Genomic DNA, 15,071 nt, shown 5'->3' on the forward strand with positions numbered 1-15,071 from the left:
TTTGTTTACACCGCCGCCCCCTGTTGTAGGAGCGAGTTCGCTTCTACAACAGGGGGCGGGTTTCTAGCGAGCGTTGAGGACGATATCGACCCGTGTCAGCCATTCCGCCTCGATGGCGAAGTCGGCCTGGGTCAGCTGGTTTTCATCCAGCCAGTTTTCCGGGAAAACCACTTCCAGGTGGTTGTCATTGGCGTTCAGTTCCACCTGGGGCATTTGCTGGGTGCCACGGATGTGGTGGAACAGAATCGCAAAGCGCAGCAGCACGCACAGGCGAATCAGCTTGGTGCCGTCGTCGCCGAACTCGGCGAACTTGTCCTTGGGAATATTGCGTCGGTGGCCGCGTACCAGCAGCGCGAGCATCAACTGGTCTTCGCGGGAGAACCCGGCGAGGTCCGAGTGCTCGATCAGGTAGGCGCCGTGCTTGTGGTACTGGTAGTGAGCGATGTCCAGGCCCACTTCATGGACCTTGGCCGCCCAGCCGAGCAGTTCGCGCCAGACGCCGTCTTCCAGATCCCAGTCCGCAGCCACCTGATCGAACGCATGCAGCGCCTTGCGCTCGACGCGTACCGCCTGTTCCTGATCGACGTGGTAGCGCTCCATCAGCGAAGTGAGGGTACGTTCACGCACGTCTTCGTGATGATGGCGGCCCAGCAGGTCATAGAGCACGCCTTCGCGCAGGGCGCCTTCGCAGTGATCCATGCGTTGCAGTTCGAGGGAGTCGAAGATCGCTTCGAGGATCGCCAGGCCGGCCGGGAAAATCGCCCGGCGATCAGGCTTGATGCCTTCGAAATCGATTTTCTCGACATCGCCCAGCTTGATCAGTTTGCGCTTGAGCCAGGCCAGGCCTTCGGCATTGACCTCGCCCGAGCCTTGACCGCCAGCCTTCAGTGCCAGGCCGATGGCACGGATGGTGCCCGAGGAGCCGATGGCTTCATCCCAGGTCAGGCGGTGCAGGGCGTGCTCGATGCTCATGATCTCCAGCCGCGCCGCGGTGTATGCCTGGGCGTAACGGGCCGGGGTGATCTTGCCGTCCTTGAAATAGCGTTGGGTGTAGCTGACGCAACCCATCTGCAGGCTTTCGCGCAGCAGCGGTTCGAAGCGCTGGCCAATGATGAATTCGGTACTGCCGCCGCCGATGTCGGCCACCAGGCGCTTGCCCGGAGTGTCGGCGAGGGTGTGGGACACGCCGAGATAGATCAGGCGCGCTTCTTCGCGGCCGGAAATGACTTCCACCGGGTGGCCGAGGATTTCTTCGGCGCGATGGATGAATTCGGCGCGGTTGCGCGCTTCACGCAAGGCGTTGGTGCCGACGATGCGAACGGCGCCGGTGGGCATGCCGCTGATCAGTTGGGCGAAGCGCTTTAGGCAGTCGAGCCCGCGCTGCATCGATTCTTCGTTGAGATGGCGCTCTTCGTCGATACCTGCGGCCAGCTGAACCTTCTCCCCGAGGCGCTCGAGAATGCGGATTTCAGCGTTCTGGGCCTTGGCCACGACCATGTGAAAACTGTTGGAGCCCAGGTCGATTGCGGCGATCAGGGACAGATTCTTGGCTTGGGATTGCGGCATGGTCTGGGGTCTCGGTCGATAACCTCGACATCGTGCCACGATCAACGGCTGCCGCCAACGCGCAGTGTTCAATGCATTGATCCAGCACAGAAAAGACGGTGACCGCTGCGCGGTCAATCGCGAGCAGGCTCGCTCCCACAAGAATTTCGCCATCCTGTGGGAGCGAGCCTGCTCGCGAAGAGGGTGTCACAGACACTTGAGCTCTTTCAGGCTGTCGCCTCCACGGTCCCGATGAAATTCGCCAGCTCAGCGGTCTGCGGCCTGGCAAACAGCACTTTCGGATCCCCCACTTCATGCACCTTGCCCTGGTGCATGAACACCAGTTTGTCGCCAACCTCCCGGGCGAAACGCATTTCGTGGGTGACCATGATCAGCGTCATGCCTTCCTTGGCCAGTTGCCGGACCACGCTCAGCACTTCGTTGACCAACTCCGGGTCCAGTGCCGAGGTGATTTCATCGCACAGCAACACTTTCGGCGACATCGCCAGGGCGCGGGCAATCGCCACCCGCTGTTGCTGGCCGCCGGACAGTCGATCCGGAAAGGCATCGAACTTTTCGCCCAGCCCGACCCGTTCCAGCATTTGCCGCGCCAGTTCGGTGGCCTTGGCCTTGGGCACTTTTTGCACCACTTGCGGTGCGAGCATGACGTTCTCACCGACGGTGAGGTGCGGGAACAGGTTGAACTGCTGGAACACCATGCCGACTTTCTGCCGCAGGCTGCGCAGGTCGGCGCGGGCAGCGTCCAGGTATTCGCCGTCGACTTCGATCACGCCGTCGTTGATCGACTCCAGGCCGTTGAGGGTGCGCAGCAAGGTCGATTTACCCGAGCCGCTGCGGCCGATGATCGCCACCACCTGGCCTTTCTCGACGCTCAGGTCGATGCCTTTGAGCACATGGTGATCGCCGTAGTATTTATGCAGGGCGGAAATTCTAAGCAGAGGCATGCAGTCTCCTTTCCAGATAGCGCGCACTGAGGGACAGGGGGTAGCAGAGCAGGAAGTAGCCGAGAGCGACGAGGCCGTAAACCATGAAGGGTTCGAAGGTCGCATTGGCGAGCATGCCGCCGGTCTTGGTCAGCTCAGTGAAACCGATGATTGAGGTCACGGCGGTGCCTTTGATCACTTGCACCGAGAAGCCCACGGTCGGCGCCACGGCAATGCGCAAGGCCTGCGGCAGGATCACATGGCGCAGTTGCTCCAGCGGATTGAGCGCCAGGCTCGATGAGGCTTCCCACTGGCCATTGGGGATCGATTCGACGCAACCGCGCCAGATCTCCGCCAAATAAGCACTGGTGAACAGCGTCAACGCGATCGCCGCCGCCATCCACGGCGAAATCTCCAACCCGGCCAGCGCCACACCAAAAAACACCAGGAACAGCTGCATCAGCAGCGGCGTGCCCTGGAACAGTTCGATGTAAGTGCGCGCAAAGCTGCGTAGCAGGGATTTATCCGAGATGCGCATGACCATGATCAGCAAGCCGATCAGCCCGCCGCCAATGAATGCCACCAACGACAGCGCCAGCGTCCATTGCAGACCGGTGAGCAGGTTGCGCACGATGTCCCAGAAGGTGAAATCACTCATCGGCCGCTCCTTGCGATGAACTGCTGGCCGATCCAGTTCAGGAACTGGCGGATCAGTAACGCCATGCACAGGTACAGCAGCGTGGTCAGGGCGTAGGTTTCAAAAGCGCGGAAGTTGCGCGATTGAATGAAATTTGCAGCGAAACTCAGCTCTTCGGTGGCGATCTGCGAACACACCGCCGAGCCGAGCATGACGATGATGATCTGGCTGCTCAGGGCCGGCCAGACTTTGTCCAGTGCCGGCAGCAGCACGACATGGCGGAATGCTTCGAAGCGCGTCATCGCCAGTGCCGCCGCGGCTTCCAGCTGACCCCGGGGGATCGCCTGGATGCCGGCGCGGATGATCTCGGTCGAATAAGCGCCGAGGTTGATCACCATCGACAGCACCGCTGCCTGCCATTCGGAGATCTGCACCCCCAGTGACGGCAAGCCGAAGAAGATGAAAAACAGCTGCACCAGAAATGGCGTGTTGCGGATCAACTCGACGTAGACCGCGAAAATCCCCGCGAAAGGCCGGATGTTCCACGCCCTCACCAGCGCTCCGACGATGCCAAGACTTATGCCGAGCACAGCGCCGATGGCTGTCAGCTCAAGAGTGAACAACGCACCGCGCAGCAATAGATCGGTGTTGTGCACCACCGGCGAGAAATCGAACTGATAGGCCATAAAACGTCTCCAGCGCGACGAATCAGAGATCGGCCGGCAGCGGCTCTTTCAGCCAGGTCAGGGAGTTCTTTTCCAGCGCGCCGTCGCTCCTGGCGGTCACGAGGATCTGGTTGACCTTGTCGAGCAGCTGCGGCTCGTTCTTGTTCACGCCCACATAGACAGGCGAATCCTTGAGTTTCACTTTCAGCGCCGGCACGCGTTTCGGGTTCTTCTCGCTGATCGCGACCATCACTACGTTGCCGCTGGCGATCAGGTCGACTTGCCCGGCCAGGTACGCGGCGATGGTCGAGTTGTTGTCTTCGAAGCGCTTGATGGTCACGCCTTCGGGAGCGACCTTGGTCAGCTCGATGTCTTCGATGGCGCCACGGGTGACGCTGATGGTTTTGCCCTTGAGATCGTCCAGACCCTTGATGTCGGCGTCTGGCGGACCGAACACCGCGAGGTAGAACGGTGCATAGGCACGGGAGAAGTCGATGACCTTCTCGCGCTCCGGGTTTTTGCCGAGGCTGGAAATCACCAGGTCGACCTTGCCGGTGGTGAGGAACGGGATGCGGTTGGTGCTGTTGACCGGCGTCAGTTCGAGTTTGACCTTGAGCTGGTCGGCCAGCAGTTTCGCGGTGTCGATATCGAGGCCGCGGGGCTTCATGTCCGGGCCGACCGAGCCGAAGGGCGGGAAGTCCTGGGGCACGGCAACCTTGAGGACGCCGCGCTTGACCACATCCTCCAGACCGTCGGCGTGGGCGGGTGCCTGGCTCAGTATCAGGCTGGCAAACAGGGCTGCGAGGAGGGCGCTGTAACGCTGGGTCATGGCAAATCTCCGAATCGGCAAGAAGTGATTTCTGCGGATCGACAGAGCACGGGCCATGCCAAGATAGGATTTTGGGGGCGCCAGAGCGCGGTTTTGCTGGCCTTTAACGGTCTTACTGGTCTGAACAGTCAGGTTGTTTTTCGCACCCCGATAGCGCATCCGTGAAAACTGTCGAACCCCCATGGGGCACGACTTGCCGGGGATCGCGAATAGCTTTACAACTGGGCGCACTTTGGCCTGGTTCGTCTGGAAAACCATGAATTCGATCTCCCGCGCCGTACCCGAAGTGGCGCTGCAAGCCATTCGCAAACTGATAACCGAGCAGGGCTTCGGGCCGGGGGATGCCTTGCCCTCGCAACGGGACCTGGCGCTGCAACTGGGCGTAAGCCGGGCTTCTTTGCGCGAGGCGTTGTCATCCCTGAGTGCGCTGGGCGTCATCAGCATCCAGCCGGGCAAAGGTGTGTTCGTGCAGGCGCCGGTGGAACTGCCGCGAGGCGAGGCGGCGCCGGGCTGGCCGTTCGCGGCGCAGGCTTCGCCGCTGGATATCTTCCAGTTGCGTTATGCGCTGGAGGGGTTTGCCGCGGGGCTGGCGGCCGTGACCTTGAGCACCGATGAACTCGATGCGCTGGAGGACAATGTCGCCGCCATGCGCAACGAACTGAAAGCTGCTGATTTCGAAGCGGCGGCGCGCCTGGACTTCGAATTCCACCGGCGCATCCTGCTGGCCAGCGGCAATCAGGCAATGCTGAGTATCCTCACCGCCAGCGCCGATATCTTCCTGGAAAGCCAGAAACTACCGTTCATCCGGGCCGAACGGGCCATGGAAACCTGGCAGGAACACCGCAAGATTCTTCGCGCACTGGCTCGCCGAGCCTCTGGCGCTGCGCAAAAGGCCATGCAAGAGCATGTGCGCAACGCGGCGTTGCGCACCGGAATCGCCTTCGTCGCTCCCGCCCCGGTGTGACCCGGGCTATACCCAAACTCATGGAAAGCCATAGCGAGACTCAATCAACTGCACCTTCCTGAACGAGGGAAGGGCGGCTATGATGGGCCACGTTTTTTTGCTTACAACCCTGGAGAATTCCATGAGCAGCGATCTTATCAAACACGTTAGCGACGCTAGCTTCGAGGCCGACGTACTCAAGGCTGAAGGCGCTGTACTGGTCGATTACTGGGCTGAGTGGTGCGGCCCTTGCAAAATGATCGCTCCTGTCCTGGACGAAATTGCCGAGACTTACAAAGGCAAGCTGACCGTTGCCAAGCTGAACATCGACGAAAACCAGGAAACCCCGGCCAAGCATGGCGTGCGCGGTATCCCGACCCTGATGCTGTTCAAGAATGGCAACGTTGAAGCGACCAAGGTCGGCGCACTGTCGAAGTCGCAACTGGCTGCTTTCCTCGACGCCAACATCTAAGCGTCGCTGTAAGTGTCCTGAAAAAAGCCCCGCAAATAGCGGGGCTTTTTGCGTATTCAGGGCTAGACGCTCCTGATACTCAGGTGGTACATTCGGCCCCGCACTGGTTTCTCCATTGCCCCCTGCTAGCCGTCGCCGACGCACTCCTTTTCGAATAAGTACGCGATCCTGTCGCCTTCTCCGCGGCGCGGCCTCATTAAGCCAAAAGCTTAATTTCCCCCCTCCATAAATGATTACGTCATTCCTATATGAATCTGACTGAACTCAAGCAAAAGCCGATTACCGAACTGCTCGAATTGGCCGAACAGATGGGCATAGAAAATATGGCCCGTTCGCGCAAGCAGGACGTGATTTTCTCCCTGCTCAAGAAGCACGCGAAAAGCGGTGAGGAAATCTCCGGTGATGGCGTGCTGGAGATTCTCCAGGACGGCTTCGGCTTCCTGCGCTCCGCTGACGCTTCCTATCTAGCCGGCCCGGACGATATCTACGTCTCGCCGAGCCAGATCCGTCGTTTCAACTTGCGCACCGGTGACACCATCGTTGGCAAGATCCGCCCTCCAAAGGAAGGCGAGCGTTATTTCGCGCTGCTCAAGGTCGACACGATCAACTTCGACCGTCCGGAAAACGCGAAAAACAAGATTCTCTTCGAGAACCTGACCCCGCTGTTCCCGACCGTGCGCATGAAGATGGAAGCCGGTAACGGTTCCACCGAAGATTTGACCGGTCGTGTCATCGACCTGTGCGCCCCGATCGGTAAAGGCCAGCGCGGTCTGATCGTTGCACCGCCGAAAGCGGGCAAGACGATCATGCTGCAGAACATCGCCGCGAACATCGCGCGTAACAACCCTGAAGTTCATCTGATCGTGCTGCTGATCGACGAACGTCCGGAAGAAGTAACCGAAATGCAGCGCACCGTGCGCGGCGAAGTGGTTGCCTCGACGTTCGACGAGCCGCCAACCCGTCACGTGCAGGTTGCCGAAATGGTGATCGAGAAGGCCAAGCGCCTGGTCGAGCACAAGAAAGACGTGGTGATCCTGCTCGACTCCATCACCCGTCTGGCTCGCGCCTACAACACCGTAATCCCGAGCTCCGGCAAGGTGCTGACCGGTGGTGTCGATGCCCACGCCCTGGAGAAGCCGAAGCGTTTCTTCGGCGCCGCGCGGAACATCGAAGAAGGTGGCTCGCTGACCATCATCGCCACCGCGCTGGTTGAAACCGGCTCGAAGATGGACGAAGTGATCTACGAGGAATTCAAGGGCACCGGTAACATGGAACTGCCGCTGGATCGCCGTATCGCTGAAAAGCGCGTCTTCCCGGCCATCAATATCAACCGTTCCGGCACCCGCCGCGAAGAGTTGCTGACTGCCGACGACGAGCTGCAGCGCATGTGGATCCTGCGCAAGCTGCTGCACCCGATGGATGAAGTCGCTGCCATCGAGTTCCTGGTCGACAAGTTGAAAACGACCAAGACCAACGATGAGTTCTTCCTGTCGATGAAACGCAAGTAAGTCGAGCAGGTACAAGAAGCCGGGGAAACCCGGCTTTTTGCTATCTGATTTTTGATCAAATGCCAGTTCGTGGTTCTGAATGGAGGGCTTCGGCGCTAAACTGCCAGCCCCCGAACGCCACGGCCAACACGAGGCTCACGCATGCAGTATCGCGACTTGCGCGACTTTATCAGCGGTCTGGAACAGCGCGGCGAACTCAAGCGCATCCAGATTCCGGTGTCCCCAGTGCTCGAAATGACCGAAGTCTGCGACCGCACCTTGCGCGCCAAAGGCCCGGCCCTGCTTTTCGAAAAACCTACCGGTTATGACATTCCCGTGCTCGGCAATCTGTTCGGCACCCCCGAGCGCGTCGCGCTGGGCATGGGCGCCGAAGCGGTCAGCGAGCTGCGCGAGATCGGCAAGCTGCTGGCGTTCCTCAAGGAACCCGAGCCGCCGAAAGGCCTGAAGGATGCCTGGTCCAAGCTGCCGATCTTCCGCAAGATCATTTCGATGGCGCCGAAAGTCGTCAAGGACGCGGTGTGCCAGGAAGTGGTCATCGAAGGCGACGACGTCGACCTGGCCATGTTGCCGGTGCAGACCTGCTGGCCGGGCGATGTCGGCCCTCTGATCACCTGGGGTCTGACCGTCACCAAAGGTCCGAACAAGGATCGCCAGAACCTTGGCATCTATCGTCAGCAAGTGATCGGCCGCAACAAGGTGATCATGCGCTGGCTGAGCCACCGTGGCGGCGCACTGGATTTTCGCGAGTGGTGCGAGAAGCATCCCGGCCAGCCGTTCCCGGTATCGGTCGCGTTGGGTGCAGACCCGGCGACCATCCTCGGTGCCGTGACCCCGGTGCCCGACAGCCTTTCCGAATACGCCTTCGCCGGCCTGTTGCGCGGTAACCGCACTGAGCTGGTGAAGTGCCGCGGCAACGACCTGCAAGTACCGGCCACCGCTGAAATCATCCTCGAAGGCGTGATCCATCCGGGCGAGATGGCCGATGAAGGCCCGTACGGCGACCACACCGGTTACTACAACGAGGTCGACAGCTTCCCGGTATTCACCGTCGAGCGCATCACCCACCGGATCAAACCGATCTATCACAGCACCTACACCGGTCGTCCACCGGATGAGCCGGCGATCCTTGGCGTGGCATTGAACGAAGTGTTCGTGCCGATCCTGCAGAAGCAGTTCCCGGAGATCACCGATTTCTATCTGCCGCCCGAAGGTTGCTCGTACCGCATGGCCGTCGTGACCATGAAAAAGTCGTATCCCGGTCATGCCAAGCGGGTAATGCTCGGTGTCTGGTCGTTTTTGCGACAGTTCATGTACACCAAGTTCGTTATCGTCACCGACGACGATATCAACGCCCGGGACTGGAACGACGTGATCTGGGCCATCACCACGCGCATGGACCCCAAGCGCGATACGGTGATGATCGACAACACGCCGATCGACTACCTGGACTTCGCTTCGCCGGTGTCCGGCCTGGGTTCGAAAATGGGCCTCGATGCCACACATAAATGGCCGGGCGAAACTACCCGCGAGTGGGGCCGGGTCATCGTCAAGGACGATGCCGTGACCCAGCGGATCGATGCCATCTGGAATCAGTTAGGAATAGATTGATGCGTGTAACCTTGCAGCCCTCCGGAGCAGTGCTTGAGATATTGCCCGGCGAGCGGATTCTCGATGGCGCGCGACGATTGGGCTACGAATGCCCGCAAAGTTGCCGCAACGGCAATTGCCACGTCTGCGCGGCGCTGCTGGTGGAAGGACGGGTCGAGCAGGCTGGCGATGTGCGCGACCATGGCGAGTTCTACACTTGCATAGCGGAGCCGCTGGAAGACTGCATCGTGCTGTGGGATGGCGTGCTCGCGCTGGGAGAACTGCCGGTGCGCAGCTTGTCGTGTCAGGTCATTGAGTGCAGGGACGTGGGCGGCGACACCTGGCGCGTGCGTCTGCGGGCTCCTGCCGGCAAACCGCCGCGCTACCACGCTGGTCAGTATCTGATGATCGAACGCGAGAGCGGCGAAAAGTCGGCTTTCTCCCTCGCCTCGGCACCGCATGCGGGGCGAGACCTGGAAATCCATGTACTGGCTCGCGAAGCCAGTGCGCTGAGCCTGATCGAACAGCTTCAGCGCAATAGCATGGTGCGGGTCGAGTTGCCGTTTGGCGATACCCACCTGGCAGAGTTGCCGGACGGTCCGCTCGTGCTGATCGCCGCCGGCACCGGCATGGGACAGATCCACGGCCTGATCGAACATTGCCGGGCTTCGGGTTTCAAGCATCCGGTGCACCTGTATTGGGGCGTGCGTCGTCCAGAAGACTTTTATCAAGTCGAGCATTGGGACGAATGGCTGAAATTGTCCAACCTGTTCCTGCACAAGGTCGTCAGCGATCAATGCGGCTGGAAGGGACGTTGCGGCATGTTGCATGAAGCGGTGTGTGAGGATTTCCCTGATCTCAAGCCGTTGCACGTGTACGCCAGTGGTTCTCCGGCCATGGTCTACGGCACACTGGATGCGCTGGTGGAAGCGGGAATGGACGCTCACCAGATGCGCGCCGACGTATTTGCCTACGCACCTAGATCCTGATCCTGCCCCTCCATACTGTAGGAGCGAGCTCGCTCCTACAGGATTTTAGGTTTATAACTCTCTATATAGCCCATCGGTATTTATAAAAATTTATAAATGTCGGTAGGTTATATCTCGTTCAAGTGATTAATTAAGAGCTGCGCCAAGGCACTTAAATTACTTGAAAACATATGTGCCTTATTGTTTCTGCAGTGCGTTCTATTTAGTAACTGTTTACCCGCGGGGAGCTGAACGCTATTCGCCATGAGCGCCATCGAATCTGCTTTTTTGAATCTGGCTTACCCTCCACGGCTCGATCTGGGGCCGCAGCTCACTCACGAACAATTGCTCAGCTCGATGCAATCGACCATGGCCCGCCATAAGGGTGGGCCGGTGTGGCTGTTTGCCTACGGGTCGCTGATCTGGCGGCCTGAATGCACAGCGGTTGAACGGGTTCGTGGCCGGGTGCATGGCTACCATCGCGGGTTGTACCTGTGGTCCCACGAACATCGCGGCACGCCGGAAATGCCCGGCCTGGTGTTTGGCCTGGATCGCGGCGGTTCTTGCAGCGGTTTCGCCTATCGCTTGCCCGAAGAGCAACTCGAAGCATCGCTGTACGCACTTTGGCAGCGCGAGATGCCATTTCCGTCCTACCGCCCACACTGGCTTAACTGCCGTCTCGAAGATGGCAGCCAGGTACAGGCCTTGGGCTTTGTGCTGGAGCGACACTTGCCCAGCTATGCCGGCAACCTGCCGGATCATGTGCTGAGCCACGTGTTCGAAAACGCTTGCGGGCGCTACGGCACCACTCGCGATTATGTCGAGCAAACCGCCCAGGCCCTGCGCAGCCACGCCATGCCAGACCGGAATCTGGAGGCGCGGCTCAAGCGCTGTAAATCAAAGGCCGATCAAGCGAGCGCTGCGCGGCCCTGACTGGCGATTTGTTTGTGCCGCAGCGTCGGGGCCAGGAAGGCCATTGCCAGCAGGCAGGCGCCGACCAGCAGCACGAAGCCGCCGTCCCAACCGAAATGGTCCACGGTGTAGCCCATGGCGGCACTGGCCGCGACCGAACCACCCAGGTAACCGAACAGACCGGTAAAGCCCGCTGCCGTACCCGCAGCTTTCTTCGGAGCCAGTTCCAGCGCCTGCAGGCCGATCAGCATGACCGGGCCGTAGATCAGGAAGCCAATCGAAAGCAACGCGATCATGTCGACCATCGGATTGCCGGCCGGGTTGAGCCAGTAAACCAGCGTCGCCACAGTCACCAGCGCCATGAACACCATGCCGGTCAGGCCGCGGTTGCCACGGAAGATCTTGTCCGACATCCAGCCGCACAGCAGCGTGCCCGGGATACCTGCCCACTCGTAGAAGAAATACGCCCAGGATGTTTTGTCTACGGTGAAACCCTTGGCTTCCTTGAGGTAGGTCGGTGCCCAGTCCAGCACGCCGTAGCGCAGCAGATAGACAAACACGTTGGCCAAGGCGATGTACCAGAGCATTTTGTTGCGCAGCACATATTTGACGAAGATTTCCTTGGCGCTGAATTCCTCTTCGTGGCTGGCGTCGTAGCCTTCCGGGTAGTCGTTCTTGTATTGCTCGATCGGCGGCAGGCCAACCGATTGCGGGGTGTCGCGCATGGTCACAAAGGCAAACACCGCTACCGCCAGCGCCACGGCTGCCGGCACGTAGAACGCGGCGTGCCAGTCATTGAACAGGCCCATGCCGATCAGGAACAGCGGGCCGATCAGGCCGCCGCCGACGTTGTGCGCCACGTTCCACACGGACACCACGCCGCCGCGTTCCTTCTGCGACCACCAGTGCACCATGGTCCGGCCGCTCGGTGGCCAACCCATACCCTGAGCCCAGCCGTTGATGAACAGCAGAATGAACATCATGGTCACGCTGGACGTCGCCCAAGGCGCGAAACCGAAAATGAACATCACCCCAGCCGAAACCAGCAGGCCGAACGGCAGGAAGAAACGCGGGTTGGAGCGGTCGGACACCAGGCCCATCAGAAACTTCGACAGGCCGTAGGCAATCGCAATGGCGGACATCGCCAGGCCCAGCTGGCCACGGGAGTAGCCCTCATCGATCAGGTACGGCATGGCCAGGGAGAAGTTCTTGCGCAGCAGGTAGTAACCCGCGTAGCCAAAGAAGATACCGGCGAAGATCTGCCAGCGCAGGCGTCGGTAGGTGCTGTCTATTTTTTCTTCAGGCAATGGAGCCTGATGTGCGGCAGGACGAAAGAAAGCAAACATTCAAGAGCTCCAGATTTCTTGTTTTGACTGCGGATGCGAATATTACAGTTTCGTTACCGAAAATAGCACCCGTTCTCATTGGCAAGCAGCGGAAATGTTGGAGATTGCATGTTCCTTTATGAACATGTCGCTCAGTTATAAATGAGGGTCGGTATGGGGATGACGGAGCCAGGTCGCAGGGCTGCGACCTGGCTAGAAAATAATCAGCGAACTTGCACAACAACCTTCCCGACGGCCTTGCGCTGGCCAAGATCATTGATCGCTTGCGCCGCATTGCCCAGCGGATAGACCTGCGACACCAGTGGCTTCAATTTGCCTTCGGCAAACCAGCCGAACAATTGCTGGAAGTTCGCGGCATTATCCTGTGGCTGGCGCTGGGCGAAGGAGCCCCAGAACACCCCGAGTACTGCGGCACCCTTGAGTAGCGCGAGGTTCACTGGCAGTTCGGGAATACGCCCGCTGGCGAAGCCGACCACCAGCAGGCGGCCATTCCAGGCGATGGCGCGGATGGCCTGGTCGAACAGGTCGCCGCCCACCGGGTCGTAGATCACGTCGGCACCTTGGCCGTCGGTCAGGCGCTTGATTTCGTCCTTGAGGCTGTTTTCGCTGTAGTTGATCAGTTCATCGGCGCCGGCGGCCTTGGCCACGGCGAGCTTTTCCGCACTGCTGGCCGCGGCAATCACCCGGGCGCCCATGGCTTTGCCGATTTCCACCGCGGCCAGGCCGACACCGCCGGAGGCACCAAGCACCAGCAGGGTTTCGCCCGGTTGCAGGTTGCCGCGCTGCTTGAGGGCGTGCATCGAGGTACCGTAGGTCATGCTGAAGGCGGCGGCGGTGTTGAAGTCCATGGACGGCGGGATCGGCAACACGTTGTAGCCCGGTACGGCGACCTGTTCGGCAAAGCTGCCCCAGCCAGTCAGGGCCATGACCCGGTCACCGACTTTCAAGTGGCTGACTTTTTCACCCACGGCGCTGACCACGCCTGACGCTTCGCCACCCGGAGAGAACGGGAAGGGCGGCTTGAACTGGTATTTGCCCTCGATGATCAACGTGTCGGGGAAATTGACTCCGGCGGCGTGCACATCCAGCAGGATTTCATTCTTCTTCGCGACAGGACTGGCGACGTCTTCCAGCACCAGCGATTCGGCAGGGCCGAAGGCTTTGCACAGCACGGCTTTCATCAGGGCTATTCCTTTGGGAGTGATGGCCGATAAGTGTAGGTGTGTGGGTCGATGGGTCAACGAGCATGCCCGGCCCTGATAGTCAGCCATAAGCTTGTGCTTGTGCGACGGGTCGTTATGCTAGGCCGCAAACCGGATAAGGAGCGAATTGTGAAAGCGTGGATCATGTTGTTGCTGGCCCTGTCTCTGCCTGTGGCAGCGGTGGCCGAAGAAACTAAAGAGGATACAGCTCCGAAAGTCAGTTACATCACCCTGAGCCCGCCGTTCGTGGGTAACTACGGGCTGGACGGCACGCCGAAACTGAAGGTCTACAAGGCCGATGTGGCGTTGCGGGTGACCGGTGACGAGGCTGCCAAGGCAGTGAAGGCCAATGAACCTCTGATCCGCAATCAATTGGTCGCGCTGTTCGCCCAGCAGACCACCGAGACGATGAACAACGTCGAGGCAAAAGAGAAGCTGCGTCAGGAGGCGCTGAAACAGACTCAGCAGGTGATGAATGATGAAACCGGGAAACCGGTGGTTGAGGATCTGTTGTTCAACAACCTGATCATTCAGTAAGGCTTTCGCTGCTCTTGCGGGCCTCATCGCGAGCAGGCTCGCTCCCACAGTGGATTTATGTTGAAACACAACCTGGTGTTCACCGCAAAACCCTGTGGGAGCGAGCCTGCTCGCGAATGCATTCTGGCAGGCGCCGAGAAACCTAAGGCTTGAGCGCGATCACCGCCGCCCACTGCTCTTGCGTTACCGGCATCACCGAAAGCCGCGAACCTTTCTGCACCAACGGCAACTCGGCCAGCGCCGTCTGTTGCTTCAGATAATCCAGCTTCAGCACTCGGGCAAACGTCTCGACATGCGCGACATCGATCGCGCTCCAGGCGTTTTTCTCCGGGGTGGCCTTCGGGTCGAAATAATGGCTTTCCGGCTCCAGTGCCGTCGGGTCCGGATAGGCGGCTTCGACAATCCTGCCGATCCCGGCGATGCCCGGCTCGGGGCAGCTGGAATGATAGAAAAAGAACTCGTCCCCCACCGCCATGGCCCGCAGGAAATTGCGTGCCTGATAGTTGCGAACCCCGTCCCAGCGCGCTTTGCCGAGCTTTTCCAGCCCTTTGATCGAGAGTTCGTCAGGCTCGGACTTCATCAGCCAATAGGCCATGTCTTTTGCTCCTTGCGTGGTGATTGAGCAGCTTGTCGGCGATTTTATGACAAACCGACAGTCGGTTGACGTCAGCATTTGCGCAGCGGTTCACGTTGTCGCAAAATGCCGGCCTTTCAAGCTTGACGCTGCTGCACGGCCTGCAAACGGAAACCGCTGCTGTCATCGTGTTGATATGCCTTTGGGGGGCAATCGATGAAACGCAAACCGGATTTACTATGGATTTTGGTCATTTTGTTTGGCCTTGGCGTCGTGACCACCGGCTATGCCCAAAGCCTGTGGGCCAACAAGACCGATGTGCCGGTCGAGCTCGCCCAATTGCAGCAACAGTCGACAGCCTTCAAGCGCTGATCCTGTTGCCATGGCGCCACTGATCGAAGT

16 protein-coding genes are annotated in these 15,071 nt (G+C 59.8%); 8 read left to right on the forward strand and 8 right to left on the reverse strand.

What is annotated here, in order from left to right; translation table 11 throughout:
• Window positions 1–63: 63 nt before the first annotated feature.
• From ppx to CAF65_RS10805, 5 genes are all read right to left on the reverse strand, one after another.
• Entirely contained in the window at window positions 64–1,566 is a 1,503-nt protein-coding gene (gene ppx, locus CAF65_RS10785) for an exopolyphosphatase (protein WP_085716264.1), read from the reverse strand.
• A gap of 206 nt (window positions 1,567–1,772) precedes the next feature.
• The gene (locus CAF65_RS10790) at window positions 1,773–2,510 is read right to left on the reverse strand and encodes an amino acid ABC transporter ATP-binding protein (RefSeq protein WP_085716265.1); all 738 of its coding nucleotides are present in this window, start codon (window positions 2,508–2,510) and stop codon (window positions 1,773–1,775) included.
• Complete coding sequence (locus CAF65_RS10795; protein WP_085716266.1) at window positions 2,497–3,147, reverse strand: amino acid ABC transporter permease; 651 nt, start codon at window positions 3,145–3,147, stop codon at window positions 2,497–2,499. Before CAF65_RS10795 ends, CAF65_RS10790 begins: the two co-directional genes overlap by 14 nt.
• On the reverse strand, window positions 3,144–3,812 hold the full coding sequence (locus tag CAF65_RS10800) for an amino acid ABC transporter permease (protein ID WP_085716267.1): 669 nt from the start codon (window positions 3,810–3,812) through the stop codon (window positions 3,144–3,146). The genes CAF65_RS10795 and CAF65_RS10800 overlap by 4 nt, the downstream gene beginning before the upstream one ends.
• Window positions 3,813–3,834: 22 nt before the next feature.
• Complete coding sequence (locus tag CAF65_RS10805; RefSeq protein WP_085716268.1) at window positions 3,835–4,620, reverse strand: transporter substrate-binding domain-containing protein; 786 nt, start codon at window positions 4,618–4,620, stop codon at window positions 3,835–3,837.
• Window positions 4,621–4,876: 256 nt separating this feature from the next.
• On the opposite strand from CAF65_RS10805, the gene CAF65_RS10810 reads away from it, so the two are divergent.
• From CAF65_RS10810 to CAF65_RS10835, 6 genes are all read left to right on the forward strand, one after another.
• Window positions 4,877–5,584 carry a FadR/GntR family transcriptional regulator gene (locus CAF65_RS10810; RefSeq protein ID WP_085716269.1) on the forward strand — a complete coding sequence of 236 codons (708 nt, stop codon included), beginning with the start codon at window positions 4,877–4,879 and terminating at the stop codon, window positions 5,582–5,584.
• Window positions 5,585–5,705: 121 nt separating this feature from the next.
• A complete protein-coding gene (trxA, locus tag CAF65_RS10815; RefSeq protein ID WP_003206727.1) occupies window positions 5,706–6,035 on the forward strand; it encodes a thioredoxin TrxA in 330 nt (109 codons plus the stop codon).
• A gap of 248 nt (window positions 6,036–6,283) precedes the next feature.
• Window positions 6,284–7,543 carry a transcription termination factor Rho gene (rho, locus tag CAF65_RS10820; RefSeq protein WP_003206716.1) on the forward strand — a complete coding sequence of 420 codons (1,260 nt, stop codon included), beginning with the start codon at window positions 6,284–6,286 and terminating at the stop codon, window positions 7,541–7,543.
• Between the two features lie 141 nt (window positions 7,544–7,684).
• A complete protein-coding gene (gene ubiD, locus CAF65_RS10825) occupies window positions 7,685–9,151 on the forward strand; it encodes a 4-hydroxy-3-polyprenylbenzoate decarboxylase (protein WP_085716270.1) in 1,467 nt (488 codons plus the stop codon).
• Complete coding sequence (locus CAF65_RS10830; RefSeq protein ID WP_085716271.1) at window positions 9,151–10,119, forward strand: CDP-6-deoxy-delta-3,4-glucoseen reductase; 969 nt, start codon at window positions 9,151–9,153, stop codon at window positions 10,117–10,119. Before ubiD ends, CAF65_RS10830 begins: the two co-directional genes overlap by 1 nt.
• 243 nt (window positions 10,120–10,362) lie before the next feature.
• Window positions 10,363–11,031, forward strand: a complete 669-nt coding sequence (locus CAF65_RS10835; protein WP_085716272.1) for a gamma-glutamylcyclotransferase — start codon at window positions 10,363–10,365, stop codon at window positions 11,029–11,031.
• On the opposite strand, the gene glpT is transcribed toward CAF65_RS10835, so the two are convergent.
• A complete protein-coding gene (gene glpT / locus CAF65_RS10840; protein ID WP_085716273.1) occupies window positions 11,007–12,356 on the reverse strand; it encodes a glycerol-3-phosphate transporter in 1,350 nt (449 codons plus the stop codon). The two genes, CAF65_RS10835 and glpT, sit on opposite strands and share 25 nt — an antisense overlap.
• 203 nt (window positions 12,357–12,559) lie before the next feature.
• Window positions 12,560–13,537: an NADPH:quinone oxidoreductase family protein gene (locus CAF65_RS10845; protein ID WP_085716274.1), complete on the reverse strand. Its 978-nt coding sequence runs from the start codon at window positions 13,535–13,537 to the stop codon at window positions 12,560–12,562.
• Window positions 13,538–13,687: 150 nt separating this feature from the next.
• Between CAF65_RS10845 and CAF65_RS10850 the strand changes: the two genes are divergently transcribed.
• Window positions 13,688–14,095, forward strand: coding sequence for a flagellar basal body-associated protein FliL (locus tag CAF65_RS10850; protein ID WP_085716275.1), 408 nt, complete (start codon window positions 13,688–13,690; stop codon window positions 14,093–14,095).
• Between the two features lie 142 nt (window positions 14,096–14,237).
• Here CAF65_RS10850 and CAF65_RS10855 read toward each other — a convergent pair whose 3' ends face one another.
• Complete coding sequence (locus CAF65_RS10855) at window positions 14,238–14,690, reverse strand: EVE domain-containing protein (RefSeq protein WP_085716276.1); 453 nt, start codon at window positions 14,688–14,690, stop codon at window positions 14,238–14,240.
• Between the two features lie 195 nt (window positions 14,691–14,885).
• Between CAF65_RS10855 and CAF65_RS28455 the strand changes: the two genes are divergently transcribed.
• Window positions 14,886–15,041 carry a hypothetical protein gene (locus tag CAF65_RS28455; RefSeq protein ID WP_178076680.1) on the forward strand — a complete coding sequence of 52 codons (156 nt, stop codon included), beginning with the start codon at window positions 14,886–14,888 and terminating at the stop codon, window positions 15,039–15,041.
• Window positions 15,042–15,071 lie beyond the last annotated feature (30 nt).

It is taken from the genome of Pseudomonas sp. B28(2017) (assembly GCF_002113025.1).
Lineage (GTDB): Bacteria > Pseudomonadota > Gammaproteobacteria > Pseudomonadales > Pseudomonadaceae > Aquipseudomonas.